This is a genomic window from Oceaniglobus ichthyenteri (assembly GCF_003057885.1).
Taxonomy (GTDB): Bacteria; Pseudomonadota; Alphaproteobacteria; order Rhodobacterales; family Rhodobacteraceae; genus Oceaniglobus; species Oceaniglobus ichthyenteri.
Genome location: NZ_QAGK01000006.1, coordinates 165445 through 189697, shown reverse-complemented (window position 1 = coordinate 189697; position 24253 = coordinate 165445). Strand labels below are relative to the sequence as shown.

The following is a 24253-nucleotide window of genomic DNA, read 5'->3' as shown; positions in this document are numbered from 1 at the left end:
TACTTAGCGACGTTCGCGGCGTTCGCCACGGTCACGCTCATCGCGTTTTTGCATTTGAACGGACGGGCCTTCGGGCAATTCGTCCATCTTGATGGTCAATACGCGCATCACATCGTCATGCAAACGCATCAGGCGTTCCATTTCCTGAACTGCGGCGGCCGGTGCATCGGTGCGCAGATAGGCATAGTGGCCCTTGCGGTTTTTGTTGATTTTATAGGCCATCGTCTTGACGCCCCAATATTCATTCTCAACAACTTTGCCGCCATTATCGGTCAGCACCGCAGTAAAATGTTCGATCAATCCCTCGGCCTGAGTGTTGCTCAGATCCTGGCGGGAGATGAAAACATGCTCATAAAACGGCATGCGTTCTCCTGTTCTGGTCAAGCGCACTTCAAAGACTGGCGGCGATCCGGCCCCGTTGCCAATCACGAGAGGGTGCGCAGTTTCATGCGTACGGGCGGATGGTGGCTTTTATGAAGGGGGCGGCGGCAATGCAACCCCTTTGATGGGGTAAGACCACACGATCCCGGTTTTAGCATCGGGTCGCCGCATTTTCGCCCGGATTGCATCTTAACACTTTTACAACGCGCTTTTGGTAGTGAGAGTTATGACAAAAGATTCCGCACATCCCGCCGCAGTTCAGCCCAGTCTGTCGATGTTCGATGTATATAGTGGCTATGTTCTGACCCAGGGGCATAATGCCCTGCAATATGTCGTGATGTGGGAACGGGTGATGCGCGCCATCGCGATTCTGGCGCTGTTGGCCGTCGCCGCCTTTTGGCTGGCGCCGGGCGGGGCGACGGATGCGCAGGTTTTGCCGCTAAAACTGGTGTTAAGCGTGGTTTTGGCCGGCATGGCGGCGACCCTGTTCTGGGCGGCGCGCAGCCAGCCGCAGTACGAAAGCCAGATTGATTTGATCCACGGTGAAATCCGGCAGGTCATGCGCGCCGCCAGCGGGATCGAGCGGCAAATGCTGCGTATCGGGTTTGGCGACGTCAAGGGCCTGTATATAAAGCGCAATCGCGCCCACCCCGAATCGGCGTGCTTGATGCTGGAAATCAGTGGCGTGGAGACACCGGTGGTGATGGGCATTGGCACCGAAGACGCATTGGGCATTGTTCACGGGCGGCTGACCGCAGATCTGGCAAAGGCGCGCAGAGCTTACAATCTTGCCCCGGCCAACCATGGAAAGCGCCGTGCCACTGCCGGGATGCAGGCCGCCTAGGCGATTTTTGCGGATATATTCTGAGATTTGAGTTTTTATCCTTTCGTTTGCGAATTGCAAATTTGAAAGACTGGCGGCGCCCTATGGTTGAGCAATGCTCCTGTCGCGGGCTGTTATACCCTCATTCCAACCTCTTATGATCGGCACGCAATTGTTGCGTTTGGTTGCGCCCTGTTGTTCATCGGGTTAACCAATGGAACGCCCTGATTGGCGGGCGAAAGTTCAGGAGAGTTTGCAATGACCCGCGCATTCGTATTTCCGGGCCAGGGGGCCCAGACCGTTGGCATGGGCCGTGCCTTGGCCGATGCCTATCCCGCGGCCCGCGCCGTGTTTGACGAGGTCGACGATGCGTTGGGCGAAAACCTGTCGGCGCTGATCTGGGACGGAACAGCCGAGGATCTGACCCTGACGGCGAATGCGCAACCGGCGCTGATGGCAACATCGATGGCGGCCATGCGCGCATTGGAGGCCGAAGGCATTTCAGTCAGCGATGCGGCCTTTGTGGCAGGGCATTCTTTGGGCGAATATTCTGCGTTGGCGGCGGCGGGCGCGATTTCAGTGGCCGATACGGCGCGGTTGCTGCGGGCCCGCGGTCAGGCGATGCAGGCTGCGGTTCCTGTGGGGCAGGGCGCGATGGCGGCGATTTTGGGGTTAGATCTGGCGGCGGTCACGGCCCTGGCGGCCGAGGCGGCAGAGGGCCAGGTGTGCCAGGCGGCCAATGATAACGACCCGGCGCAGGTGGTGATTTCGGGCGATGCGGCAGCGGTTCAGCGTGCGGTGGATATGGCCAAGGGCAAAGGTGCAAAGCGGGCGCTGTTGTTGCCCGTGTCAGCCCCGTTTCACTGTACCCTGATGCAACCCGCTGCCGAGGCGATGGCGGGTGCGTTGCGTACGGTAGAAATCAAATCACCGCAGGTGCCCGTGGTTTGCAACGTGACAGCCGGGCCGGCGACCGATCCGGAATTGATTCGTGATTTGCTGGTGCAGCAGATCACCGGTGCGGTGCGGTGGCGTGAAAGCGTGATGATGATGGTCGACGCCGGGGTAGATTCGTTCTGGGAAATCGGCGCGGGCAAGGCATTGTCGGGAATGATTCGGCGAATCGCGCGCGATGCCGAGGTGGCGAATATTGCCACGCCGGACGATGTGAAGGCGCGGACCTAAGCGGTTTGCATGCGGGCAATGGGTGTGGCCCGTGACCGATGATGGTATGTAGAAAAATTTGGAAATGGGGGGGTAGATGTTTGATTTAACAGGAAAAACGGCCTTGATCACTGGGGCGTCCGGCGGGCTGGGCGGTGCGATTGCGCGGGCATTGCATGGTGCGGGGGCGACGGTTGCATTGTCAGGCACGCGTGAGGCTCCGTTACAGGAATTGGCCGCGTCATTGGGCGACCGGGCCCATGTGGTGCCTTGCAACCTGTCGGATCGCGCGGCGGTTGAGGCGCTGCCGGGCCGGGCGGCAGAGGCTATGGGATCGGTCGATATTCTGGTCAACAATGCGGGAATCACCGCCGATGGTTTGATGTTGCGCATGAGCGATGATCAATGGGATCGGGTTCTTGAGGTTAATCTGACGGCGACGATGAAATTATCCAAAGGCGTGTTGCGCGGCATGATGAAGGCGCGCTGGGGCCGGATCATCAACATATCTTCGATTGTCGGGGCCACGGGGAATCCGGGCCAGGCAAATTATGCGGCCAGCAAGGCGGGCATGATCGGCTTTGCCAAATCATTGGCGCAAGAGGTGGCCAGCCGGGGAATTACCGTAAATGCGGTGGCGCCTGGATTTATCACCACCGACATGACTGCGGTTTTGACCGAAGATCAGAAGAATTCGCTGCTGACACAGGTGCCCGCCGGACGCATGGGCGACCCCGAAGAAATTGCCGCAGCGGTCCTGTATCTGGCGAGTGTCGAGGCGGGCTATGTGACCGGCGCGACGCTGCATGTAAATGGCGGGATGTCGATGTTTTGAACGCCGATCAGGGGCTGAATCAACAGGTTGCGCCAATTTGACGAACTTTTTTCTACGACCGGTGAGATGGCGGATTTATCTGGCCCGATGACGTGCGGTGCATGTAAATAACGGTGTAACCTTGGTTATTTTGCCCTTTCCAGCGATCAGCGAAAGCGTTTGCCTTATCCAACCTATATGATATAGGCGGCGCACGGAAATTGAGGGGGGCCTTGGCGAACCCTCGTAAGACTGCCATATGGCAGAGGTGAGCGGCTCCAGGGCCAAACAATGTACGGGGCCTTTCCCGAGGATCATAAGAGGAAATGACATGAGCGACAGCATCGCAGATCGCGTGAAAAAGATCGTCGTCGAGCATTTGGGCGTAGAAGAAGACAAGGTAACCGAGAACGCGTCGTTCATCGATGACCTGGGCGCTGACAGCTTGGACACGGTCGAGTTGGTCATGGCTTTCGAAGAGGAATTCGGCATCGAAATTCCCGACGATGCGGCAGAAACCATTCAGACGTTTGGCGATGCGGTGAAATTCATCACCGAAGCCTCCTGATTGGGTGCGGCCCTGGCCCGGTTGGGCGGGGCGTGTAAGAGACAAAGCGGTGTTTCCCATTGGGATGCGCCGCTTTTCCATTTCTGGGCGATGGATTGCCACAAGACATGCGCGCCCCCTTTTCGTGGGGGGCGACGGCGTGTATTACCCAGGTTGAAGTTACAAATGAGGGCATTCAGATGCGGCGTGTTGTAGTCACCGGTTTAGGTATGGTCAGCCCCTTGGCCGACGGGGTTGAGGCGACCTGGCGTCGTTTGTTGGCAGGAGAATCAGGCGCCGGAACCATCCAGCGGTTTGATGCCAGCCACCTGGCCACCGGATATGCCTGTGAAGTGCCGGTTGGCGATGGCAGCAACGACACGTTTGACGCGGCCCGGTATTTGGAGCCGAAAGAGCAGCGCAAAGTTGATGATTTCATCCTGTACGGCATGGCCGCAGCGCAGCAGGCAATTGAAAATTCGGGCTGGATGCCCGAAGACGAGGAAGACCGGGTTCGCACCGGTGTGATGATCGGCAGTGGCATTGGCGGGCTGCAAAGCATTGCCGAAACGGCAGTGTTGTTGAAAGAACGTGGCCCACGCCGGGTTTCGCCATTTTTCATTCCCGGCGCCTTGATCAATCTGGTCAGTGGTCAGGTTTCGATTCGCTATGGGTTCAAGGGGCCGAACCATGCGGTTGTGACGGCCTGTTCCACGGGCGCCCATGCGATTGGCGATGCGGCGCGTTTGATTCAGTGGGGCGATGCTGATGTCATGGTCGCAGGTGGCGCCGAAAGCCCGATTTCGGAAATCGGGATTGCCGGGTTCAATGCCTGTAAGGCGCTGAGCACTGGGCGGGGCGATGCGCCGACCAAGGCATCGCGCCCGTGGGACAAGGACCGTGATGGGTTTGTCATGGGCGAAGGTGCCGGCGTTGTCGTATTGGAAGAGTACGAACATGCCGTGGCGCGTGGGGCGAAAATTTATGCCGAGGTGATCGGTTATGGCCTGTCGGGCGATGCGCATCACATCACCGCGCCGCCCCCCAATCACGAGGGTGCAGAACGCGCCATGCGCGCGGCGGTGGCCCGTGCCGGAATTGACGCTTCGGAGATTGATTATGTCAACGCGCACGGCACCAGCACCATGGCCGACACCATCGAACTGGGCGCGGTTGAGCGGCTGGTGGGGGCGGCGGCAGGCGGTTTGACGATGTCCTCGACGAAATCATCGATCGGGCATTTGTTGGGCGCCGCGGGTGCTGTTGAGGCGATATTCTGTATTCTGGCGATACGTGATCAGGTGGCGCCGCCAACCCTGAACCTGGACGATCCTGCAGCGGAAACCGAGATCGACCTGGCCGCAAATGCCAAGGTCGAGCGCGATATCGATGTGATCCTGTCGAACTCATTCGGGTTTGGCGGCACCAATGCGGCCTTGATCATGCGGCGGGTAACCGGCTGATGTGGCGGCACATTGCGTCAAATTTCCTGACGGTTTTCATTGTTTTGCTTGCGGCGGCCGGCGCATTGGTGGCTTGGGGGCAATCGCAATACAACACGCCCGGTCCATTGGCCCAGGCGATCTGTTTGCGGGTTGAAAGCGGATCGAACATCAGCCGGGTGTCGCAGGATTTACAGGCGCAAGGTGCCGTTTCCAGCGCGTCGATCTTTCGGATCGGGGCGGATTATACCGATAAGGCATCCGAGTTGAAGGCCGGCAGCTTTTTGGTGCCGGAAGGCGCGTCGATGGCGCAGATTACCGATATCATCACGCGCGGCGGGGCGTCGACCTGTGGCGTGGCCGTGGTGTTGAACGTGGGCGTGACAGCCATTGAAATGCGGGTGCGGGAATTGGACCCGGCGACAAACCGGTATGTGAACAAGGTAGAATTTGACCCGGCCACCGGTGTGGTGCCCGAGGAATACACCACCGTGCGCGATCAGGCGGATGTGCGTTTCTCCATCGCATTGGCCGAAGGCGTGACCAGCTGGCAAATTGTCGAAGGGTTGAAGGCGGCCGAGTTCTTGACCGGCGAAGTGTCTGAAATTCCACCCGAAGGCAGCCTTGCGCCAGACAGTTACGAGGTGCGGCCAGGCGCGGATCGCAATGCGCTGTTGGCGCAAATGAGTGCCGCACAGACCGAACGGTTGGCCGAGGTATGGCGTAACCGCGATGAGGATATTCCGATTTCATCGCCGGAAGAGGCGTTGATTTTGGCATCGCTGATCGAAAAGGAAACCGGTGTGCCGGAAGAGCGGCCCGAGGTGGCGGCGGTGTTTGTGAACCGTTTGCGTCAGGGGATGCGATTGCAGACCGACCCGACGGTGATTTATGGCATCACCAACGGTCAGGGCGTGTTGGGCCGGGGATTGCGGCGCAGCGAGTTGGACCGTGAAACGCCCTATAACACCTATCGGATTGATGGCTTGCCGCCGACGCCGATTGCCAATCCGGGATTGGCCAGTTTGCAAGCGGCGGTAAATCCGGGAGAGAGCGATTTTCTGTACTTTGTCGCCGATGGCACGGGCGGTCATGCCTTTGCTGTGACCTTGGCCGAGCATAACGCCAATGTTGCCAAGTGGCGCCAGATCGAGGCCGAGCGTGCAAATCAGTGACCGTTAGGATTTTGTTAATCCCAGCGTACGCCAAGCCGTTGGTAAATATGGAATAATCTTGACTTTCCCCGTAATTTCGGGCATCTTGGTTAAGCAGCGAACAGACACGATGAGAGCGACCTTGGGCAAAGCCCTGGTCGCTTTTTTCGTTTCTGACAGACGGGTTCCTAAAACAGTGGGTGCCCATTGAATGGCGAATGTTGAGCAGAGCGAAGAGAGTGCATCGTCCCAGCTTTTGCTGCGCGAAGCAGAGGAACATTACGCAGGGGCGTTGGGTGAAATCCTGACGCTGCGCCGCGCGCTGAGGGAGCGTGTGGATGTTTCGGAAACCGAGGTGAAGCGTGTGACGGGTAATTATACCCGTGCCACGCAAACCCTTTTTGACGAAAGGAAAAAGGTTGAAGAGATCGGCAGGCGCAATCGCGGAATCGTCAACGACTATGCAATCGACTTTGACGCCATCAGGGGTGAGATCGGGGGCCAGCTTGATCGCCTCCGCGCCCATATCGGTCCAAACGGGGTTTCTGAATGGGCTGAGTGAACAGGCGCTGTTGGGGTTGCCCTATCTGTTTGAATTTTGGGCGATGGAGCATCAATTGCCCCCGCCCGGCGATTGGCGATCTTGGGTGATCATGGGCGGGCGCGGGGCAGGCAAAACCCGCGCCGGGGCCGAATGGGTGCGCGCCCAGGTTGAAGGCAATATGCCGCTGGATCCAGGGCGATGTTCGCGCGTGGCACTGATTGGGGAAACCCAGGATCAGGTGCGCGAGGTGATGATTTTTGGCGATTCGGGGATTTTGGCCTGTTGCCCGCCCGACCGCAAACCGGTGTGGGAGGCAGGGCGCAAACGACTGGTCTGGCCCAATGGCGCCACGGCCCAAGTATTTTCGGCGCACGAACCCGAGGGGCTGCGCGGCCCACAATTTGACGCCGCTTGGGTGGATGAATTGGCCAAGTGGAAGAAGGGCCAGGAAACCTGGGATATGTTGCAATTTGCGCTGCGGCTGGGGGATGATCCGCGGTCATGCGTCACCACAACGCCGCGCAATGTGGCGGTGTTAAAGGGGATTTTGGGAAATCCATCGACGGTGATGACCCATGCGCCGACCAGCGCCAACCGAGCCAATCTGGCGCGCTCGTTCCTTGAGGAGGTCGTGGCGCGGTATCATGATACCCGGCTGGGACGGCAGGAATTGGAAGGGCAGCTGTTGGAAGATGCCGAAGGGGCGCTGTGGAATATGCGCGCGCTTGAGGCGTGTCGTGTGGCCGAAGAACCGGTGACATCGCGCATTGTCGTGGCGGTTGACCCGCCCGTGACCGGCGGCAAGGCCAGTGACGATTGCGGCATTGTGGTGGTTGGTGCGGTGATGGACGGCCCGCCGAACCAGTGGCGCGCGATAGTGTTGGAGGATGCCAGCGTTTCGGCCTCGTCACCCAATGCCTGGGCCACGGCGGCGGTGGCGGCGGCGCACCGATGGGGCGCAGACCGGATGGTGGCCGAGGTAAATCAGGGCGGCGATTTGGTTGAGGCGGTGGTGCGCCAAGTCGATCCGCTGATCGCGTACAAATCGGTTCATGCAACACGGGGCAAGGTGGCCCGCGCCGAGCCTGTGGCGGCATTGTATGAGCAGGGCCGGGTTTCCCACCTGCCGGGGTTGGGCGCGTTGGAGGAACAGATGTGCCAGATGACCACGGCGGGATTTGACGGCGCGGGCAGCCCCGACCGGGTGGATGCGTTGGTGTGGGCGCTGCATGATTTGATCCTGGCGCCCAGTGTTGCGCGCATGGCCCCGAAGGTGCGTACGCTGCGTTAGCGATATGGTTAAAGGTTTATGGGAAAGTGTTTTCATAGGCCTGAGATGCCCCCCCGGCCAAGGGCGCCGGGGGGCGGGGCGAAACAGACAAGAATTCAGCATGAGAACCGGTTGCGTCCATTACGGGCTGTGGCGCGGTTTTCTGTGGCCAGATGGCCGGACCTGAGGAGTGGATATGGTGTTTGATTTTCTGAAACGGTCGGCCACGGTGCCAGAGGCCAAGGCATCGGCGACGGGGCCGGTTGTGGCCTATGGATCATCCGGGCGCGTGGCCTGGAGCGCGCGGGACACGGTTTCACTGACCCGCAGTGGGTTTGTGGGCAATCCGGTTGGATTTCGCTGTGTCAGGTTGATTTCCGAGGCGGCGGCGGCCCTGCCGTTGACCTTGCAAGATGGCGATACGCGCTTTGCGACGCACCCGGTTTTATCGCTGATTTCCCGGCCCAATGGGGGGCAGGGGCGGGCCGAGTTGTTCGAGGCACTGTATGGGCAGATTTTGCTGTCGGGCAATGGGTATCTTGAGGCTGTGGGGAATGGCGGTGTGCCGCTGGAGCTGCATGTTTTACGCTCGGACCGGATGAAATTGATCCCTGGGGCGGATGGGTGGCCGGTGGGGTATGAATATTCGGTTGGCGGTAAAGCACACCGTTTTGCGGTGGAGGATGCCGTTTCGCCGATCTGCCATATCAAATCGTTCCACCCCCAAGATGACCATTACGGGTTATCGCCAATGCAGGCGGCGGCGCAGGCGTTGGATGTGCACACGGCGGCATCGCGGTGGAGCAAGGCGTTATTGGATAATGCGGCGCGGCCATCGGGGGCGATTGTGTATCGCGGCACCGATGGGCAGGGCACGTTGGGCGCGGATCAATATGACCGGTTGGTTAATGAGATGGAGGCGCACCACCAGGGCGCGCGCAATGCGGGGCGCCCGATGTTGCTTGAGGGTGGGTTGGATTGGAAGCCGATGGGGTTTTCGCCCAGCGACATGGAATTTCAGAAAACCAAAGAGGCGGCAGCGCGTGAGATTGCGTTGGCCTTTGGGGTGCCGCCGATGCTTTTGGGCATTCCGGGCGATGCGACCTATGCCAATTACGCCGAGGCGCACCGGGCGTTTTATCGCCTCACGGTGTTGCCCTTGGCGGCGCGGGTTTGCGGCGCGGTGTCACACTGGATGGCGGGGTTCACCGGTGAGGCGGTGCAACTGTCCTATGATCTGGACCAGGTTCACGCGCTGAGTGGCGAGCGCGATGCCCAATGGGCGCGGGTTTCGGCCGCGTCTTTCCTGAGTGATGGGGAAAAGCGGGCGTTATTGGGATTACCGGCGTTGGAAGTTGAGGAGTGAGCATGGGTTTCGATTTAGAACGCAAGTTTTGCCGCATTGGCGACGCGGTTTCCGTCACCGATGGCACGGTGATTGAGGGATACGCCAGCCTGTTTGGCGCCTGTGATCAGGGCGGCGATGTGGTGGCGCCGGGGGCCTATGGCGCGTCACTGGCCGGGCTAAGCGCCAAGGGTGGCAAGGTCAAAATGCTGTGGCAGCATGACCCGGCCCAACCCATCGGTGTGTGGGACGAGGTGCGCGAGGATGCGCGCGGCCTGTATGTGAAGGGCCGGATATTGCCCGATGTGGACAAGGGGCGCGAGGCGATCGCGCTGATCGGCGCGGGGGCGATTGACGGATTGTCGATTGGATACCGCACCAAGAAGGCCAGCAAAGACAGTGCCGGCAAGCGGCATTTGCATGAATTGGAGCTGTGGGAGGTGTCATTGGTCACCTTCCCCATGCTTCCCGAGGCGCGGGTGGGGGCAAAGGGCGATGCGCCTGGTGCCGATACCCTGCGCAGTTTGGCGGCGGCCCTTGAGGACGCGCGCGGGCTGCTGTTGCGGGGCTGACCCCCCGCGCAATCAGAAAGTGGGGGGCTGACCCCGCTTAATCAGAAGGCCAGCTTTCAAAGAAGGAATGCCGATGAGCAAGACCGAGACGAAGTCTGGGGTCAGAGAAGATCTGCCCGAAGAAAATGTGGCCCGGGCGCTGAGCGGGCTGGTGGGCGACCTGAAGCAATTTCAGGCGGGCATCGAGACGAAACTGAAACAAACCGAAGAGCGAGTGAACATGCTGGATCGTAAAACCATGATCGCGGGCCGCCCCGCATTGTCGCGCAGTGCCGAGGCCGAAGCGCCGCACCAAAAGGCGTTTGAAGCCTATGTGCGGTCGGGCGATGACGATGCGCTGCGCGGATTGCAGTTGGAAGGCAAGGCGCTGAGCACGGCTGTGGCGGGGGATGGCGGATATTTGGTTGACCCGGTGACCAGCGAAACCGTGCAGTCGGTTCTGAAATCGACCGCCAGCATTCGGGCCGTGGCCAATGTGGTGAATGTTGAGGCGACATCTTACGATGTGTTGATTGATACCACCGATATTGGCGCGGGTTGGGCCAGCGAAACCGGATCGCAGACCGAAACCGGCACACCGACGATTGATCGGATCGTTATTCCGCTGCATGAACTGTCGGCCTTGCCCAAGGCATCGCAACGTTTGTTGGATGATGCGGCGTTTGACATCGAAGGTTGGTTGGCGGGCCGTATTGCCGATAAATTTGCCCGTGCCGAGGCGTCAGCGTTTATCAATGGCGATGGCGTGGACAAGCCGAAGGGGTTTTTGACCCATAGCATCGTTGATGATGCGGCTTGGGCCTGGGATACGTTGGGTTATGTCGCGACAGGGGCCAATGGTGCGTTTGACGGGGCCGATGCGCTGGTCGATCTGGTTTATGCGCTGGGCGCGCAGTACCGCGCCAACGGATCGTTCGTGATGAACAGCAAAACCGCCGGTGTGGTGCGCAAGCTGAAGGATGCCGACGGCCGGTTCCTGTGGTCCGATGGTTTGGCCGCCGGTGAGCCTGCGCGCCTGCTTGGATATCGGGTGCTGATTGCCGAAGATATGCCCGATATTGCCAGTGGTGCCCATGCGATTGCCTTTGGTGACTTTTCCGCCGGTTATACCATTGCCGAACGCCCCGATCTGCGGATTTTGCGCGATCCGTTCAGCGCCAAGCCCCATGTGTTGTTCTATGCGACCAAGCGTGTGGGCGGCGATGTGTCTGACTTTGCCGCGATCAAACTGCTGAAGTTCTCGACCTCGTAAGGGGTTGGGCGGCCTGGCGGCGCTCTGCGGCTGCCAGGCCTGATTTGGGCGCGCGTTATCCCAAACCTGTGTTGTTAGCTGCTTCCCTCCGTCTGAGCGATGCGGGGATGTGCGCCCAACTTTTCGACCGTTTCGGGCCAAGGCGGCCTTTGCGGTTTGGCAAGGGTTCGAAGTTTCGGAGTGAGGTTTATGAATACAGTCGAAGTGACCCCAGTGGCATCCGCCGCCCTGCCCATGGCGCAGTTTCGCGACCATCTGCGCCTGGGCACCGGGTTTGGCGACGATAGTTTGCAAAATGGTGTGCTTGAGGCGTGTTTGCGCGCCGCCCTGGCCCGGGTCGAGGGATATTGCGGCAAGGCGGTGTTGGCGCGCGATTTTGTGCTGACCGTGGGGGAATGGCGCGAATTGTCGCGCCAGGTGTTGCCGATGGCCCCTGTGTCGGCGGTATCGCGGTTTGCGATTACCGATCGGGCGGGGGCGGAAACGGTGATTGAACCGGCGCAGTACCGTCTGATCCGCGATGCCACCGCGCCGATGGTGATTTCGGCGGGCTATGCGTTGCCGCGCATTCCGCTGGCGGGACACGCGGCGTTTACCTTTACCGCCGGGTTTGGTGACTGGGATGCGGTGCCGGGCGATATGGCGCAAGCGGTGCTGATCCTGGCGGCGTCTTTATATGAGGGGCGGGGCGGCGATGGCGGCGCGATGCCGGTCGCTGTGAGCGGGCTGTTATCGCAGTTTCGCACGCTGCGCCTGTTGGGCGGGGGCCGGGCATGAGCGGCGTGCAATTGAGCCGCAAGTTGGTGTTGGAACATCAGGTTGAAGTGCCGGACGGGGCCGGTGGATTTTCGCGCAACTGGACCGCGCTGGGCACGTTATGGGCCGATCTGCGCGTTGGATCGGGGCGGGCGCGAAGTGGCCAAGAGGTGGCATTGTCGCGCGTGACCTATCGCATCACCGTACGGGGGGCCGCCCAAGGCGCGCCATCGCGGCCCGCACCGGGGCAACGGTTTGTCGATGGCACGCGGGTGTTCTCCATTGATGCGGTGACCGAAGTGGTGCCGCGCGGCGCGTATCTGATTTGTTATGCACATGAGGAGGTTGCGCTGTGAGTTACGCAGTATCCGGCCCTTTGCAGGCCGCTGTTTATCAACATCTTTTGGCCGATGCCGCATTGGGCGCGATTGTCGGAACGGCGATATACGATGCGGTGCCATCGGGCGCGGTGCCCGCCACATACATCACCTTGGGCGAAGAAGACGCCGTGGACCGATCTGACAAAACCGGCGGCGGTGCGGTGCATACGTTGATGATTAGCGTGATCAGTGATGGCGCGGGCTTTGCCACGGCCAAGGCGGCGGCGGGCGCGGTTTCTGACGCCTTGCTGGACACCACGCCAACCCTAAGCCGGGGGCGGATTGTGGGGCTGTGGTTTGTGAAAGCCCAGGCGCGCCGCGTCGGCACCGGCGATCAACGCCGCATCGACCTGCGGTTTCGCGCGCAGACAGAAGACATTTAATTCAACCCAAACGGAGTGACGAATATGGTAGCCCAAAATGGCAAAGACCTGTTGATCAAGCTGGACCTGACCGGGGCCGGTCAGTTTGAAACCATCGCCGGACTGCGCGCGACGCGGGTGTCGTTCAACGCCGAAAGCGTTGATGTGACATCGCTGGAATCCCAAGGGGGCTGGCGCGAATTATTGTCGGGGGCGGGGGTGAAATCAGCCTCGATTTCGGGATCGGGCGTGTTCAAGGACACCGATACAGATGAGCGCGCGCGCCAGATCTTCTTTGATGGGATCACCCCCGCGTTTCAGGTGATCATCCCCGATTTCGGCATTGTCGAGGGCGCGTTTCAGGTGACATCGCTGGAATATGCCGGATCGCACAATGGCGAGGCGACTTATGAAATGTCGCTGTCATCGGCCGGCGCCTTGGACTTTACGCCGCTGTGATGGGCAACCCCTGGGCCGGAGAGGTGACCCTGGTGGTGGATGGCGTGCCGATGGTGGCCAAGCTGACCCTGGGGGCCTTGGCCGAGTTGGAGGCCGCGTTGCAGACCGGCACCTTGGTGGAAATGGTCGAGCGGTTTGAGAGCGGTCAGTTTTCAACCCGCGATGTGTTGGCCTTGGTCGTGGCCGGTTTGCGCGGCGGCGGGTGGCGCGGAACAACCGCCGATCTGCTGAGCGTGGAAATTGGCGGTGGCCCGGTTGAGGCCGCGCGCGTGGCGGGGGCGTTATTGGCGCGGGCCTTTGCCATGCCGGGGGATGGCGATGCCTAGCGCGGCGGGGTTTGATTGGCCGGGGTTGATGCGCGCCGGGATTGTTGGGCGCGGTCTGACGCCGCGCGAATTCTGGGCGCTGACCCCGGCAGAATTGATGATGATGTTGGGGCGCGGCGGTGCGGCCGCCCCCCTAAGCCGGGCCGGATTAAATGCGCTTGCCGCGCTCTACCCGGACAATGACGGAGGGAATTGTGATGGACTCGACACAGATTGACGATCTGGAGGATCAGATCATCGCGCTTGAGGCGACCTTGGGCGGGGCAAGCACCATGGCGGCGGCGTTTGATGGTGAGTTGAAGCGGATGCAATCGACGATTGCTAACACGGGCCGCGAGGTGAGCGTTTTGTCGAGCGGGATTTCGCGCGGGCTGCGCAAATCTTTCGACGGGCTGATTTTTGATGGCATGAAGCTTTCGGATGCGTTGAACGGATTGGCGCAATCAATGATCAACGCGGCCTACAATGCGGCGATGCGCCCGGTGACAAACCATTTCGGTGGGCTGTTTGCAACGGGAATCGAGGGGATCATCAACGGCTTTAGCGGCTTTGCCAATGGCGGCAGCTTTGCGCAGGGGCGGGTGATGCCGTTTGCCCAGGGTGGGATTGTATCATCGCCCACCACCTTTCCCATGCGCGGGGGCACCGGATTGATGGGCGAAGCCGGCCCCGAGGCGATCATGCCCCTGTCACGCGGGGCTGATGGCCGATTGGGCGTGCGCAGCGCAGGTGGCCAGGCGCCCGTCACCGTGGTGATGAACATTTCAACCCCGGATGTGCAGGGATTTCAACGCAGCCAAAGCCAGATTGCCGCCCGGATGGGGCGCGCATTGGGACAGGGCCAGCGCAACCGCTGAGGAGGAACAGATGTCATTTCACGAAATACGGTTTCCGGCCAATCTGTCGTTTGGATCCATCGGTGGGCCAGAGCGGCGCACCGAGGTTGTGACCTTGGCCAATGGTTATGAAGAGCGCAACACGCCTTGGGCGCATTCGCGGCGGCGTTATGACGCCGGATTGGGGATGCGATCATTGGACGATGTTGAACTGATGCTGGCGTTTTTTGAGGCGCGGCGCGGGCAGTTGCATGGGTTTCGCTGGAAAGACTGGGCCGATTATAAAACCTGCCCCGTCTCGCGCGAACCCGAATTTGACGATCAGATCATCGGCTACGGCGATGGGCAAAGCGCGGAATTTCAACTTTCCAAAACCTATCAGGCAGGGGCAAACCCGTATTTGCGCCCGGTGGTGAAACCGGTGGCGGGCACCGTGACCCTGGGCATGGAAGGCGATTTGCTGCGCGAGGCGGTGCATTTCGATCTGGATGTGACCACGGGCAAGGTGACGTTATACAACGTGCCCGCCGCCGGTGTGGAAATCACCGCAGGGTTTGAATTTGACGTGCCGGTGCGGTTTGATACCGATCTTATTCAGGTGTCGGTGGCCAGTTTCAAGGCCGGGAATGTGCCCAACGTGCCGGTGATCGAGGTGCGGTTATGACCGGGTTTCCCACCGCGTTGCAGGCGCATCTGGAAACCGGCATCACGTCGGTATGCCGCTGTTGGCAAGTGGTGCGCCGTGATGGCGTGCGGTTTGGGTTTACCGATCACGATAGCACGCTTGCCTTTGATGGTCAGGTGTTTGTCGCCTCCGAAGGGATGTCGGCCCGCGCGTTTGAACAGACGACTGGTTTGGCTGTCGATAACTCTGAGGCGCTGGGCGTGTTAAGCGATGTGTCGGTCAGCGAAGAGGATATTTTGGCCGGGCTGTTTGACGGGGCCGAGGTTTTGGCCTGGCTGGTGAACTGGGCCGATCCGGCGCAACGGGTGCTGCAGTTTCGCGGCGCGATGGGCGAGATTCAGCGCGCCGCCGGGGCGTTTCGCGCCGAATTGCGGGGTCTGACCGAGGCGTTGAACCAACCGCAGGGGCGTGTGTATCAGGCGCCCTGTGCCGCCGTGCTGGGCGATAGCCTGTGCCGGTTTGATCTGAACACACCCGGATATGTTGAGACCCGCGCGGTCGAGGCTGTGGAGGGGCGAAAATTCTTTCGCTTTGCCGCCTTGGACGGGTTCGATGATCGGTGGTTTGAACGCGGTCGGTTGATCGTGCAAAGCGGCGCGGCCAAAGGCATTGTCGCCATCATCAAGAATGATCGGTTGATGGGCACCGGTCGCACGATTGAGGTATGGGAGGCGCTGCGCCTTGAGATCGCGCCCGGTGATATCGTGCGTCTTGAGGCGGGATGTGACAAGCGCGTCGAATCTTGCCGATTGAAATTCAACAATATCAACAATTTTCGCGGATTTCCCGATATCCCGGGTGAGGATTGGCTGATGGCATATCCGCGCAGCGGTGATGATACGGGCGGTGGGTCATTGACGCCGCGCCGCCAGGTTCGCGCATTGCCACGAGCGAGCGGAGGCGATTCATGAGGGGGCCGGGCGCTGACGCGGCGGCCCATGCGCGCGAATGGATCGGCACGCCGTACCGGCATCAGGCCTCGTGTCTGGGCGCGGGCGTGGATTGTTTGGGGTTGGTGCGCGGCGTATGGCGCGCGCTCTATGGGCGCGAACCTGCACAGGTGCCGCCCTATACGCCCGATTGGTCAGAACCCCAGCAGGATGAACGCCTGTGGCGTGCCGCGGCACTGTATCTGGTGGCACAGCCTTTGGGTGATTTATCGGTCGGCGATGTGGTGCTGTTTCGGATGCGCCAGGGCAGCGTGGCCAAACATCTGGGCATCATCGGGCAAACCGGCCCGGAGCCCACATTCATTCACGCCTATACGGGGCATGGCGTGGTTGAAAGCCCGCTCAGCGCCCCCTGGCGCCGCCGCATCGTGGCGCGCTTTGAATTTCCTGACAGGAGGCACTGATGGCCACAATCGTTCTTTCCGCCCTTGGGGCGGCTGCAGGGGCCTCTTTGGGGGGCGGGGTTTTGGGCCTGTCATCGGTGGTGATTGGCCGGGCCATCGGGGCGACGCTGGGTCGGGTGATTGACCAGTCGATCCTTGGTGCCGGATCGCAAGCGGTGGAAACCGGCAAGGTTGAGCGGTTTCGCCTGACCGGAGCGAGCGAAGGCACGCCGATCAATCAGATATTTGGCCGCACGCGCGTTTCGGGCCAGGTGATATGGTCAACCCAGTTTCAGGAAAAAACCACGACAAGTGGTTCGGGCAAGGGCATGCCTTCGGGGCCATCGACCACCGCCTATAGCTATTCCATATCGGTGGCGATTGCCCTGTGCGAAGGTGAAATTTCGCGCATTGGCCGGGTCTGGGTGGATGGCGCCGAGGCCAGTCTGGATGATTTCAACATTCGGATTTACCCCGGTTCAGAAGATCAATTGCCCGATCCAAAGATCGAGGCGGTTGAAGGCACGGGAAACGTGCCCGCCTATCGTGGCATCGCCTATGTGGTGTTCGAGGATCTTGAATTGGGCGCTTATGGAAACCGCGTGCCGCAGTTCAGTTTCGAAGTGGTGCGCCCGGAACCGGCGGCGCAATCACAGGTGGGCGCGGCGGATTTGGCAGGCGGCATCCAGGGTGTGGCGATGATGCCGGGCACCGGGGAATATGCCCTGGCCACCACGCCGGTCCGGTTTGAAAAAGAGCCGGGCGTGTCGACCTTTGCCAATGTCAATTCGCCGTTGGGAAAAACCGATTTTGCCGCCTCTGTCGATGCATTGCAGGGTGAATTGCCCAATTGCCAGACAACATCATTGATCGTGTCGTGGTTTGGCAATGATCTGCGCTGCGGTGAATGTGACATCGCGCCCAAGGTGGAACAGGTTGAATTTGACGGTGTCGAAATGCCTTGGACCGTATCAGGCATTTCCCGCAGCAACGCGCAGGCTTTGGCCAAGGTTGACGGGAATGTGGTGTATGGCGGGACACCGTCGGATCAATCGATCAAAGAGGCAATCATTGCCCTGCGCGATGCGGGGCAGGATGTGATGTTTTACCCGTTTATCCTGATGGAGCAACTGGGCGGTAATGGCTTGGCCGATCCGTATTCAGATGCAGACGATCAGCCTGTTTTGCCGTGGCGTGGGCGGATCACCACATCGGTCGCGCCGGGGCGGGCAGGCACCCCTGACAAGACCGCGCAGGCGGCTGCCGAAGTTGCGGCGTTTTTCGGTCAGGCGCAGCCGGGCGATTTTACCGTAACGGATCAGGGTGTGGATTACACCGGCCCGTCAGAGTTTTCCTATCGCCGGTTCATCCTGCATTATGCGCATTTGTGCGCCTCGGTTCCCGGTGGTGTGCATTCGTTCTGCATCGGGTCGGAAATGCGTGGGCTGACACAAATTCGTGGGGCGGCAAACAGCTTTCCTGCTGTCGCGGCGATGGTGCAACTGGCGGGCGAAGTGCGCGCCATTCTGGGGCCCGATTGCAAGATCGGTTATGCCTCGGATTGGTCCGAATATTTCGGCTATCACCCGCAGGATGGATCGGGCGAGGTGTTCTTTCACCTTGATCCTTTGTGGGCCGATCCGGCGATCGATTTTATCGGTATCGACAATTACATGCCATTGGCCGATTGGCGCGATGGGTTTGATCATGCCGATGCGGATTGGGGATCAATCTATCGGTTGGATTACCTGCAATCCAATATTGCGGGCGGTGAAGGGTATGATTGGTATTACCACGCCCCCGACGCCGAAGCGATTCAACGCCGCACGCCGATCACCGATGGGGCCTATAACGAACCATGGGTGTTTCGTTATAAAGACCTGCGCAATTGGTGGAGCCGCGATCATTATGACCGCCCCGGTGGCGTGCGCAGCGCAACGCCAACCGCGTGGGTGCCCGGCAGCAAACCGATCTGGTTTACCGAATACGGCTGTGCGGTGATTGATAAGGGCGCGAACCAGCCGAACAAATTTCTTGATCCGAAATCCAGCGAAAGCAGCCTGCCGAAATTTTCGACCGGGCGGCGCGATGATCTGATGCAGATGCAATATCTGCGGGCCATGGCCGATTATTGGGCGACGCCGGCGAACAACCCGGTGTCCGATGAGTTTGGCGTGCAGATGGTGGATATGACCCGTGGCATGGTCTGGGCCTGGGATGCGCGGCCGTTTCCGTATTTTCCGGGCAACAGCACGTTGTGGGATGATGCTGATAACTATGCGCGCGGCCATTGGATTACCGGGCGGGCGACATCGCGGGCGCTGTCATCCGTGGTGCGCGAAATCTGTGCATTGTCGGGCGTGCATGATGTGGATGTCAGCCGGTTGTTTGACGTGGTGCGTGGCTATGTCATTGGCGATTCCAGCGGTGCGCGCCAACGGTTGCAACCGTTGATGTTGGCCTATGGGTTTGATGCGGTGGAGCGCAACGGCACGCTGATTTTTCAATCCCGTGATGGGCGTGAAATTGCACAGATTGATCCGGCAACCGTGGCCGTTAGCGAGGATGTGGAGGGCGACATCGACGCCATTCGCAACCCCGAGGCCGATAGCGTCGGGAGGTTGCGGCTGAATTTTGTCTCGGCCGAGGGGAATTTCGATGTGCAAGCCGCCGAGGCGATTTTCCCTGACGAGCGCAGCTTTGCCGTGTCGCAATCGGAAATTCCGCTGGTGCTGACCAGGGCCGAGGCGACGGGCATCGTCGAACGCTGGCTGGCTGAATCGCGGGTGGCGCGCGATCGGCTTAAATTCTCCCTGCCGATGTCGAAATTGCATCTGGGCGCGGGCGATGTGGTGCGGGTTAAAAACGGGCTTTACCGGGTTGATCACGTGGAACAGGCCGGTCAGCAAATTCTTGAGGCAGTACGGATCGAACCCGAACTTTATCAGCCCAGCGATTCTGTCGATGCAACCGTGCGCCTGGCCCCGTTTGTGGCGCCGGTGCCGGTGTTGCCCGTGTTCCTTGATCTGCCGCTGATAACCGGCAGCGAGGTGGCGCATGCGCCCCATATTGCGGTTATGGGGCGGCCTTGGCCCGGATCGGTGGCGGTGTATGATTCCGCGCTGGAAGATGGCTTTGTGCTGAATAAACTGATTTCGGCGCAGGCGACTGTGGGGGTGACGCAAAGCACTTTGTTTTCGGCCCCGGCGGGCCTGATCGACAATGGCGCGCCGGTCAGGGTGCGACTGTTGGGCGGGGCGTTGGATTCTGTCACCATGGCGCGGCTGTTGGCGGGGGCCAATGCCATGGCCATCGGCACCGGATATGATGACATATGGGAGGTGTTTCAATTCGGTCAGGCCAATCTGGTGGGCGAACGCACCTATGATCTGACACAGCGGTTGCGCGGGCAGTTGGGCACCGATGCCCTGATGCCACAGGAATGGCCCATCGGCAGCCGCGTGGTGTTATTGAACAACGCGATTGAACAGATCGGGCTTGACGCGTCAAACCGTGGATTGGCCCGGTATTACCGGATTGGCCCCGCGGGGCGGCCCTTGGACGATCCGATTTACAGCGAACAACAGCGCGCGTTCGATGGCATCGGCTTGCGGCCCTATGCGCCGGTGCATCTGCGGTTAAATCAGCAGGGGGGTGGCATACAGGCAAGCTGGATACGCCGAACCCGGTATGAGGGCGATGCCTGGGGTGACACCGATGTGCCGCTGAATGAAACCACTGAATCCTATGTCGTGCGTGTGGTAAAAAACGGCGGGGTTGTGCGTACACACACCGTGACCAGCCCATCCTGGACCTATAGCGCGCAACAGCAAACATCCGATGGCATCACCGCCCCCTTTGCGATTGAGGTTGCGCAAATCTCGGATCGGTTTGGGCCAGGCTTGTATCGGCGCGCCGCATGGCTGGGGTAATCTGGCTGGGCGATGCCAGTGCGCTGGCGCGGGTGCTGCGGGGGTGCGCGCCCGCGCGCCGGGCATGGGTGTTGCACCGCATGGTGCAAGAGGCGGCGCGCGCGGCCGCCCATCTGCGCGCCACCGGGCGGGCGCATCCGCGCTGGGGCGATGGCAGTTTTCTGTCGGTCGCCCTGCGCCGCCGCCCCATGGCCGAACCGCCGCTGTCGGACACAGAGTTTTGTTTTTGCCTGTCGTCGGTGTTATGGCACCTTTCATGCGCCAACGAACAGCGTCTTTCACATTGGCACGATAGACCGATGTGGTATGGGGTGAGCGCCGCAAAAGGAAAACGTGATGCCAAAACGTCAGAAACACCTGTCCGAGATTGACCCAGTTTGGAGCCAGATCACCCAAGAGGCCCAAAGCGCCATATCGGATGAACCGCTCTTGGGCGGTTTGATCCATTCCAGCATTCTGCACCATCGCAGCCTGGAACGGGCTTTGGCCTATCGGATTTCGCTGAAGCTGGCCTCGGGCGAAATGTCAGAACAGATTTTGCGCGAAATTGCCGATGATGGGTATCTGCGCGACCCATGGTTGGGCGAGGCGGCGCGTGCCGATCTGGTCGCGATCCTTGATCGTGATCCGGCGTGCCATCGGTTGATCCAACCTTTGCTGTATTTCAAGGGGTATCAGGCGGTGCAGGCTTACCGTCTGGGCCATTGGCTGTGGCAACAGGGGCGCCATGACCTTGCGTATTTCCTGCAAATGCGGGTGAGCGAGGTTTTCGGAATCGATATTCACCCGGGGGCACGGATCGGACGGGGCATCATGATTGACCATGGCCATTCCATCGTCATCGGCGAAACGGCGGTCGTGGGTAACGATGTTTCCATGCTCCATGCCGTGACGTTGGGCGGAACCGGCAAAGAGGAACAGGACCGCCACCCAAAGATTGGCGACGGTGTGTTGATCGGCGCAGGGGCCAAGGTTTTGGGCAATATCCGCGTTGGCCATTGCTCCCGCATCGCGGCGGGGTCGGTGGTGTTAGAGGATATTCCACCGATGAAAACCGTGGCCGGTGTGCCCGCCCGCATTGTGGGCGAGGCGGGCTGTTCACAACCATCGGCCAGCATGAACCATTTACTGGAAAAGTTCAGCGGTTAAGCCAGCATCACCATCGGGCTTTCCAGATTTTCCTTGATCGCGTTGAGCAATTCTGCCCCCAACGCACCGTCAATCACCCGGTGATCGACCGACAGGGTCACCGACATTATGGTTGCGACTTCAATCTGGCCATCCTCGCCCACCACCGGTTTTTTCGCCCCGGCCCCCACGGCCAAGATCGCGCCATGGGGTGGGTTGATCACCGCGTCAAAGTTATCAATCCCGAACATGCCCAGGTTTGAAACCGCAAAGCTGCCGCCCTGATATTCATGGGGCGCAAGTTTGCGATCCCGCGCACGGCTTGCCAGATCCTTCATTTCTGCCGACAGCGCGCTGAGCGATTTAACCTCGGCATCTTTCAACACCGGAGTGAACAACCCGCCTTCAATCGCCACGGCCACGGCCACATCGGACGGGGTCAGTTGCAACACCCGATCCCCGGCCCAAACCGCATTGGCGGCCGGCACTTGTTGCAGCGCCAGCGCGCAGGCCTTAATCACAAAATCATTGACCGACAGTTTCACGCCCCGCGCGGCCAATTGGCCATTCAACTCACTGCGAAATTTCAGCAGTGCGTCAAGGCGAATATCACGGCGCAGATAAAAATGCGGGATGGTTTGTTTGGCTTCGGTAAGGCGCGCGGCGATGGTTTTGCGCATTCCATCAAGCGGCACCTCGACATGGGGACGGTCGGCATAGATCGCGGCGATCTTGCTGGCCGAAACGGGCGCGGCGGTTGGCGCGGGGGCCGGTGCGGCGGCGGGTTTGGGTGCGGGCGCTGTGGCCTTGGCATCGATCACATCGGCCTTGATGATCCGTCCGCGCGGCCCGCTGCCATTGATCGTCGACAGGTCGATCCCCCGATCCGCAGCAATGCGCCGGGCCAAAGGCGTGGCAAACAAACGCTCACCCTTATCGGCGCTGGGCGCTGGTGTCTTGGCCGCAGCGGGGGCCTCTTTCTTAGGCGTGGTGGGGGCCGCGCCAGCAGCCGGCGTGGCGGGTGCTGCCTCCTCTTTGGGCTTTTCTGGCGCGTTCGGGGCAGGGGCATCGTCCATGCTTTCCCCTTCGGCCAACAGCACCGCAATCGGGCTGTTCACCTTTACCGCTTCGCTGCCCTCGGCCACCAACAGCTTGCCAATCACGCCTTCATCGACGGCCTCAAACTCCATCGTTGCCTTGTCGGTTTCGATCTCGGCCAACAGATCGCCCGACGACACGGTGTCGCCCTCTTTGACCAACCATTTGGCCAGCGTGCCTTCCTCCATGGTGGGCGACAGGGCGGGCATCAGGATTTCGGTTGGCATATCAGTCTCCCTGTTGCGGGCGCGGCCCGCTGAATTTTGTCGTATCGCGCATCATCGGCATCCTAACGATAGGTCACATCGCGCACGGCCTGCACCACCTCATCGGTCGTGACCAACGCCAGCTTTTCCAGATTCGCGGCATAGGGCATCGGCACATCCTTACCGGTGCAATTGATCACCGGTGCGTCAAGATAATCAAACGCCTCGTGCATCAAAACCGAACTGATATAGTTGCCGACCGACCCTTGCGGGAACCCTTCTTCGACGGTCACACAGCGGTTGGTTTTCTTGACCGATTCGATGATCGCGCCCGTGTCCATGGGGCGCAGCGTGCGCAGATCGATCACCTCGGCCTCGATCCCATCTTCGGCCAACCGTTCGGCCGCTTCCAACGCATAAGTCATGCCGATGCCAAAGCTGACGATGGTCACGTCGCTGCCTTCGCGCCAAATGCGCGCTTTGCCGAAAGGAACGGTGTAATCCTCCACATCCGGTACATCGAAACTGCGCCCATAGAGGATTTCATTCTCTAAAAAGATCACCGGATTGGGATCGCGGATCGCCGATTTCAACAACCCCTTAGCGTCATCGGCGGCATAGGGCATGACCACTTTCAACCCCGGAATCTGACTATACCAGGCGGCGAAATCCTGGCTGTGCTGCGCGGCCACCCGTGCCGCCGCGCCATTGGGACCGCGAAACACAATGGGGCAGCCCATTTGCCCGCCCGACATATACAATGTCTTTGCGGCGGAATTCACAATCTGATCCATGGCTTGCATGGAGAAGTTGAAGGTCATGAATTCAACAATCGGGTTCAACCCGGCAAACGCCGCGCCCACACCGATCCCGGCAAAGCCATGTTCGGTGATCGGCGTGTCGATCACCCGGCGCGCACCGAATTCATCCAGCAACCCTTGGGAAATCTTGTAGGCGCCCTGATATTCGGCCACCTCCTCGCCCATCAAAAACACCTTGTCGTCGCGGCGCATTTCTTCGGCCATGGCATCGCGCAACGCTTCGCGCACGGTGGTTTTTTTCATCTTTGTTCCGGCTGGCAAATCGGCCTGAACGGGCGCGGGCGCCGCGGCCGGGGCAGGATGCTGACGTGTTTCTGCCGGAATATCCTCGGAACTGGGCGGCGTTTTCACTGGTGCGGGTTGTTGGGACACGGCTTCTTCGCCCTCAACCTCCAACGTGGCGATGGGGGTGTTCACCGGCACCGCCTCGCTGCCCTCAGGCACCAAAATCTTGCCGATCACGCCTTCATCGACCGCCTCAAATTCCATCGTGGCCTTGTCGGTTTCGATCTCGGCCAGAATATCCCCGGCATTTACCGTATCGCCTTCTTTCACCATCCATTTGGCCAATGTGCCTTCTTCCATGGTGGGCGACAGGGCGGGCATCAAAATATCGACCATGG

27 protein-coding genes are annotated in these 24253 nt (G+C 60.3%); 24 read left to right on the top strand and 3 right to left on the bottom strand.

Going from position 1 to position 24253, the window contains the following annotated elements:
* Positions 1-3 precede the first annotated feature (3 nt).
* Complete coding sequence (gene rpsF, locus C8265_RS11130) at positions 4-363, bottom strand: 30S ribosomal protein S6 (RefSeq protein WP_108484183.1); 360 nt, start codon at positions 361-363, stop codon at positions 4-6.
* Between the two features lie 244 nt (positions 364-607).
* Between rpsF and C8265_RS11125 the strand changes: the two genes are divergently transcribed.
* From C8265_RS11125 to cysE, 24 genes are all read left to right on the top strand, one after another.
* Positions 608-1225 carry a hypothetical protein gene (locus C8265_RS11125; RefSeq protein ID WP_108484082.1) on the top strand — a complete coding sequence of 206 codons (618 nt, stop codon included), beginning with the start codon at positions 608-610 and terminating at the stop codon, positions 1223-1225.
* A 237-nt stretch (positions 1226-1462) separates the two neighbouring features.
* Complete coding sequence (fabD, locus tag C8265_RS11120; protein ID WP_108484081.1) at positions 1463-2389, top strand: ACP S-malonyltransferase; 927 nt, start codon at positions 1463-1465, stop codon at positions 2387-2389.
* 76 nt (positions 2390-2465) lie between these two features.
* Positions 2466-3203, top strand: a complete 738-nt coding sequence (gene fabG / locus C8265_RS11115) for a 3-oxoacyl-[acyl-carrier-protein] reductase (RefSeq protein ID WP_108484080.1) — start codon at positions 2466-2468, stop codon at positions 3201-3203.
* 310 nt (positions 3204-3513) lie between these two features.
* Complete coding sequence (locus tag C8265_RS11110; RefSeq protein ID WP_108484079.1) at positions 3514-3750, top strand: acyl carrier protein; 237 nt, start codon at positions 3514-3516, stop codon at positions 3748-3750.
* 179 nt (positions 3751-3929) lie between these two features.
* Entirely contained in the window at positions 3930-5192 is a 1263-nt protein-coding gene (gene fabF / locus C8265_RS11105; protein WP_108484182.1) for a beta-ketoacyl-ACP synthase II, read from the top strand.
* Positions 5192-6346 carry an endolytic transglycosylase MltG gene (mltG, locus tag C8265_RS11100; protein WP_108484078.1) on the top strand — a complete coding sequence of 385 codons (1155 nt, stop codon included), beginning with the start codon at positions 5192-5194 and terminating at the stop codon, positions 6344-6346. The genes fabF and mltG overlap by 1 nt, the downstream gene beginning before the upstream one ends.
* Positions 6347-6536: 190 nt before the next feature.
* Complete coding sequence (locus C8265_RS19485) at positions 6537-6887, top strand: hypothetical protein (RefSeq protein WP_164512313.1); 351 nt, start codon at positions 6537-6539, stop codon at positions 6885-6887.
* The gene (locus tag C8265_RS11095) at positions 6787-8160 is read left to right on the top strand and encodes a DNA-packaging protein (RefSeq protein WP_108484077.1); all 1374 of its coding nucleotides are present in this window, start codon (positions 6787-6789) and stop codon (positions 8158-8160) included. Before C8265_RS19485 ends, C8265_RS11095 begins: the two co-directional genes overlap by 101 nt.
* 175 nt (positions 8161-8335) lie before the next feature.
* Positions 8336-9505: a phage portal protein gene (locus tag C8265_RS11090; protein WP_108484076.1), complete on the top strand. Its 1170-nt coding sequence runs from the start codon at positions 8336-8338 to the stop codon at positions 9503-9505.
* A gap of 2 nt (positions 9506-9507) precedes the next feature.
* Positions 9508-10056 carry an HK97 family phage prohead protease gene (locus tag C8265_RS11085; RefSeq protein ID WP_108484075.1) on the top strand — a complete coding sequence of 183 codons (549 nt, stop codon included), beginning with the start codon at positions 9508-9510 and terminating at the stop codon, positions 10054-10056.
* 73 nt (positions 10057-10129) lie between these two features.
* Positions 10130-11308, top strand: a complete 1179-nt coding sequence (locus C8265_RS11080) for a phage major capsid protein (RefSeq protein WP_108484074.1) — start codon at positions 10130-10132, stop codon at positions 11306-11308.
* A 189-nt stretch (positions 11309-11497) separates the two neighbouring features.
* Complete coding sequence (locus tag C8265_RS11075) at positions 11498-12085, top strand: head-tail connector protein (RefSeq protein WP_108484073.1); 588 nt, start codon at positions 11498-11500, stop codon at positions 12083-12085.
* Entirely contained in the window at positions 12082-12420 is a 339-nt protein-coding gene (locus tag C8265_RS11070; protein WP_108484072.1) for a head-tail adaptor protein, read from the top strand. The genes C8265_RS11075 and C8265_RS11070 overlap by 4 nt, the downstream gene beginning before the upstream one ends.
* Positions 12417-12827, top strand: a complete 411-nt coding sequence (locus C8265_RS11065; protein WP_108484071.1) for a DUF3168 domain-containing protein — start codon at positions 12417-12419, stop codon at positions 12825-12827. Before C8265_RS11070 ends, C8265_RS11065 begins: the two co-directional genes overlap by 4 nt.
* Before the next feature lie 24 nt (positions 12828-12851).
* A complete protein-coding gene (locus C8265_RS11060) occupies positions 12852-13265 on the top strand; it encodes a phage major tail protein, TP901-1 family (RefSeq protein ID WP_108484070.1) in 414 nt (137 codons plus the stop codon).
* On the top strand, positions 13265-13591 hold the full coding sequence (locus C8265_RS11055; protein ID WP_108484069.1) for a gene transfer agent family protein: 327 nt from the start codon (positions 13265-13267) through the stop codon (positions 13589-13591). Before C8265_RS11060 ends, C8265_RS11055 begins: the two co-directional genes overlap by 1 nt.
* Positions 13584-13808, top strand: coding sequence for a rcc01693 family protein (locus C8265_RS11050; RefSeq protein WP_420818865.1), 225 nt, complete (start codon positions 13584-13586; stop codon positions 13806-13808). The genes C8265_RS11055 and C8265_RS11050 overlap by 8 nt, the downstream gene beginning before the upstream one ends.
* Entirely contained in the window at positions 13789-14448 is a 660-nt protein-coding gene (locus C8265_RS11045) for a phage tail tape measure protein (RefSeq protein ID WP_108484067.1), read from the top strand. Before C8265_RS11050 ends, C8265_RS11045 begins: the two co-directional genes overlap by 20 nt.
* 10 nt (positions 14449-14458) lie before the next feature.
* A complete protein-coding gene (locus tag C8265_RS11040; RefSeq protein WP_108484066.1) occupies positions 14459-15091 on the top strand; it encodes a DUF2460 domain-containing protein in 633 nt (210 codons plus the stop codon).
* Positions 15088-16023 carry a DUF2163 domain-containing protein gene (locus C8265_RS11035; RefSeq protein WP_108484065.1) on the top strand — a complete coding sequence of 312 codons (936 nt, stop codon included), beginning with the start codon at positions 15088-15090 and terminating at the stop codon, positions 16021-16023. The genes C8265_RS11040 and C8265_RS11035 overlap by 4 nt, the downstream gene beginning before the upstream one ends.
* Positions 16020-16466, top strand: a complete 447-nt coding sequence (locus C8265_RS11030) for an NlpC/P60 family protein (protein WP_108484064.1) — start codon at positions 16020-16022, stop codon at positions 16464-16466. Before C8265_RS11035 ends, C8265_RS11030 begins: the two co-directional genes overlap by 4 nt.
* Positions 16466-20377: a baseplate multidomain protein megatron gene (locus tag C8265_RS11025; RefSeq protein WP_108484063.1), complete on the top strand. Its 3912-nt coding sequence runs from the start codon at positions 16466-16468 to the stop codon at positions 20375-20377. Before C8265_RS11030 ends, C8265_RS11025 begins: the two co-directional genes overlap by 1 nt.
* Positions 20365-20748, top strand: a complete 384-nt coding sequence (locus C8265_RS11020) for a DUF7742 family protein (RefSeq protein ID WP_108484062.1) — start codon at positions 20365-20367, stop codon at positions 20746-20748. Before C8265_RS11025 ends, C8265_RS11020 begins: the two co-directional genes overlap by 13 nt.
* Positions 20714-21526: a serine O-acetyltransferase gene (gene cysE / locus C8265_RS11015; protein WP_108484061.1), complete on the top strand. Its 813-nt coding sequence runs from the start codon at positions 20714-20716 to the stop codon at positions 21524-21526. The genes C8265_RS11020 and cysE overlap by 35 nt, the downstream gene beginning before the upstream one ends.
* Here the strand turns inward: cysE and C8265_RS11010 are convergent.
* Together C8265_RS11010 and C8265_RS11005 are read right to left on the bottom strand one after the other, a co-directional pair.
* Positions 21523-22830 carry a pyruvate dehydrogenase complex dihydrolipoamide acetyltransferase gene (locus tag C8265_RS11010; protein ID WP_108484060.1) on the bottom strand — a complete coding sequence of 436 codons (1308 nt, stop codon included), beginning with the start codon at positions 22828-22830 and terminating at the stop codon, positions 21523-21525. The two genes, cysE and C8265_RS11010, sit on opposite strands and share 4 nt — an antisense overlap.
* 62 nt (positions 22831-22892) lie before the next feature.
* Entirely contained in the window at positions 22893-24251 is a 1359-nt protein-coding gene (locus C8265_RS11005; protein ID WP_108484059.1) for a pyruvate dehydrogenase complex E1 component subunit beta, read from the bottom strand.
* Between the last annotated feature and the right edge of the window lie 2 nt (positions 24252-24253).

Coding starts and splice junctions, on each gene's coding strand:
- rpsF (WP_108484183.1), bottom strand. CDS start 363: ATGCCGTTTTATGAGCATGTTTTCATCTCCCGCCAGGATCTGAGCAAC.
- C8265_RS11125 (WP_108484082.1), top strand. CDS start 608: ATGACAAAAGATTCCGCACATCCCGCCGCAGTTCAGCCCAGTCTGTCG.
- fabD (WP_108484081.1), top strand. CDS start 1,463: ATGACCCGCGCATTCGTATTTCCGGGCCAGGGGGCCCAGACCGTTGGC.
- fabG (WP_108484080.1), top strand. CDS start 2,466: ATGTTTGATTTAACAGGAAAAACGGCCTTGATCACTGGGGCGTCCGGC.
- C8265_RS11110 (WP_108484079.1), top strand. CDS start 3,514: ATGAGCGACAGCATCGCAGATCGCGTGAAAAAGATCGTCGTCGAGCAT.
- fabF (WP_108484182.1), top strand. CDS start 3,930: ATGCGGCGTGTTGTAGTCACCGGTTTAGGTATGGTCAGCCCCTTGGCC.
- mltG (WP_108484078.1), top strand. CDS start 5,192: ATGTGGCGGCACATTGCGTCAAATTTCCTGACGGTTTTCATTGTTTTG.
- C8265_RS19485 (WP_164512313.1), top strand. CDS start 6,537: ATGGCGAATGTTGAGCAGAGCGAAGAGAGTGCATCGTCCCAGCTTTTG.
- C8265_RS11095 (WP_108484077.1), top strand. CDS start 6,787: ATGCAATCGACTTTGACGCCATCAGGGGTGAGATCGGGGGCCAGCTTG.
- C8265_RS11090 (WP_108484076.1), top strand. CDS start 8,336: ATGGTGTTTGATTTTCTGAAACGGTCGGCCACGGTGCCAGAGGCCAAG.
- C8265_RS11085 (WP_108484075.1), top strand. CDS start 9,508: ATGGGTTTCGATTTAGAACGCAAGTTTTGCCGCATTGGCGACGCGGTT.
- C8265_RS11080 (WP_108484074.1), top strand. CDS start 10,130: ATGAGCAAGACCGAGACGAAGTCTGGGGTCAGAGAAGATCTGCCCGAA.
- C8265_RS11075 (WP_108484073.1), top strand. CDS start 11,498: ATGAATACAGTCGAAGTGACCCCAGTGGCATCCGCCGCCCTGCCCATG.
- C8265_RS11070 (WP_108484072.1), top strand. CDS start 12,082: ATGAGCGGCGTGCAATTGAGCCGCAAGTTGGTGTTGGAACATCAGGTT.
- C8265_RS11060 (WP_108484070.1), top strand. CDS start 12,852: ATGGTAGCCCAAAATGGCAAAGACCTGTTGATCAAGCTGGACCTGACC.
- C8265_RS11055 (WP_108484069.1), top strand. CDS start 13,265: ATGGGCAACCCCTGGGCCGGAGAGGTGACCCTGGTGGTGGATGGCGTG.
- C8265_RS11050 (WP_420818865.1), top strand. CDS start 13,584: ATGCCTAGCGCGGCGGGGTTTGATTGGCCGGGGTTGATGCGCGCCGGG.
- C8265_RS11045 (WP_108484067.1), top strand. CDS start 13,789: ATGGACTCGACACAGATTGACGATCTGGAGGATCAGATCATCGCGCTT.
- C8265_RS11040 (WP_108484066.1), top strand. CDS start 14,459: ATGTCATTTCACGAAATACGGTTTCCGGCCAATCTGTCGTTTGGATCC.
- C8265_RS11035 (WP_108484065.1), top strand. CDS start 15,088: ATGACCGGGTTTCCCACCGCGTTGCAGGCGCATCTGGAAACCGGCATC.
- C8265_RS11030 (WP_108484064.1), top strand. CDS start 16,020: ATGAGGGGGCCGGGCGCTGACGCGGCGGCCCATGCGCGCGAATGGATC.
- C8265_RS11025 (WP_108484063.1), top strand. CDS start 16,466: ATGGCCACAATCGTTCTTTCCGCCCTTGGGGCGGCTGCAGGGGCCTCT.
- C8265_RS11020 (WP_108484062.1), top strand. CDS start 20,365: ATGGCTGGGGTAATCTGGCTGGGCGATGCCAGTGCGCTGGCGCGGGTG.
- cysE (WP_108484061.1), top strand. CDS start 20,714: ATGCCAAAACGTCAGAAACACCTGTCCGAGATTGACCCAGTTTGGAGC.
- C8265_RS11010 (WP_108484060.1), bottom strand. CDS start 22,830: ATGCCAACCGAAATCCTGATGCCCGCCCTGTCGCCCACCATGGAGGAA.
- C8265_RS11005 (WP_108484059.1), bottom strand. CDS start 24,251: ATGGTCGATATTTTGATGCCCGCCCTGTCGCCCACCATGGAAGAAGGC.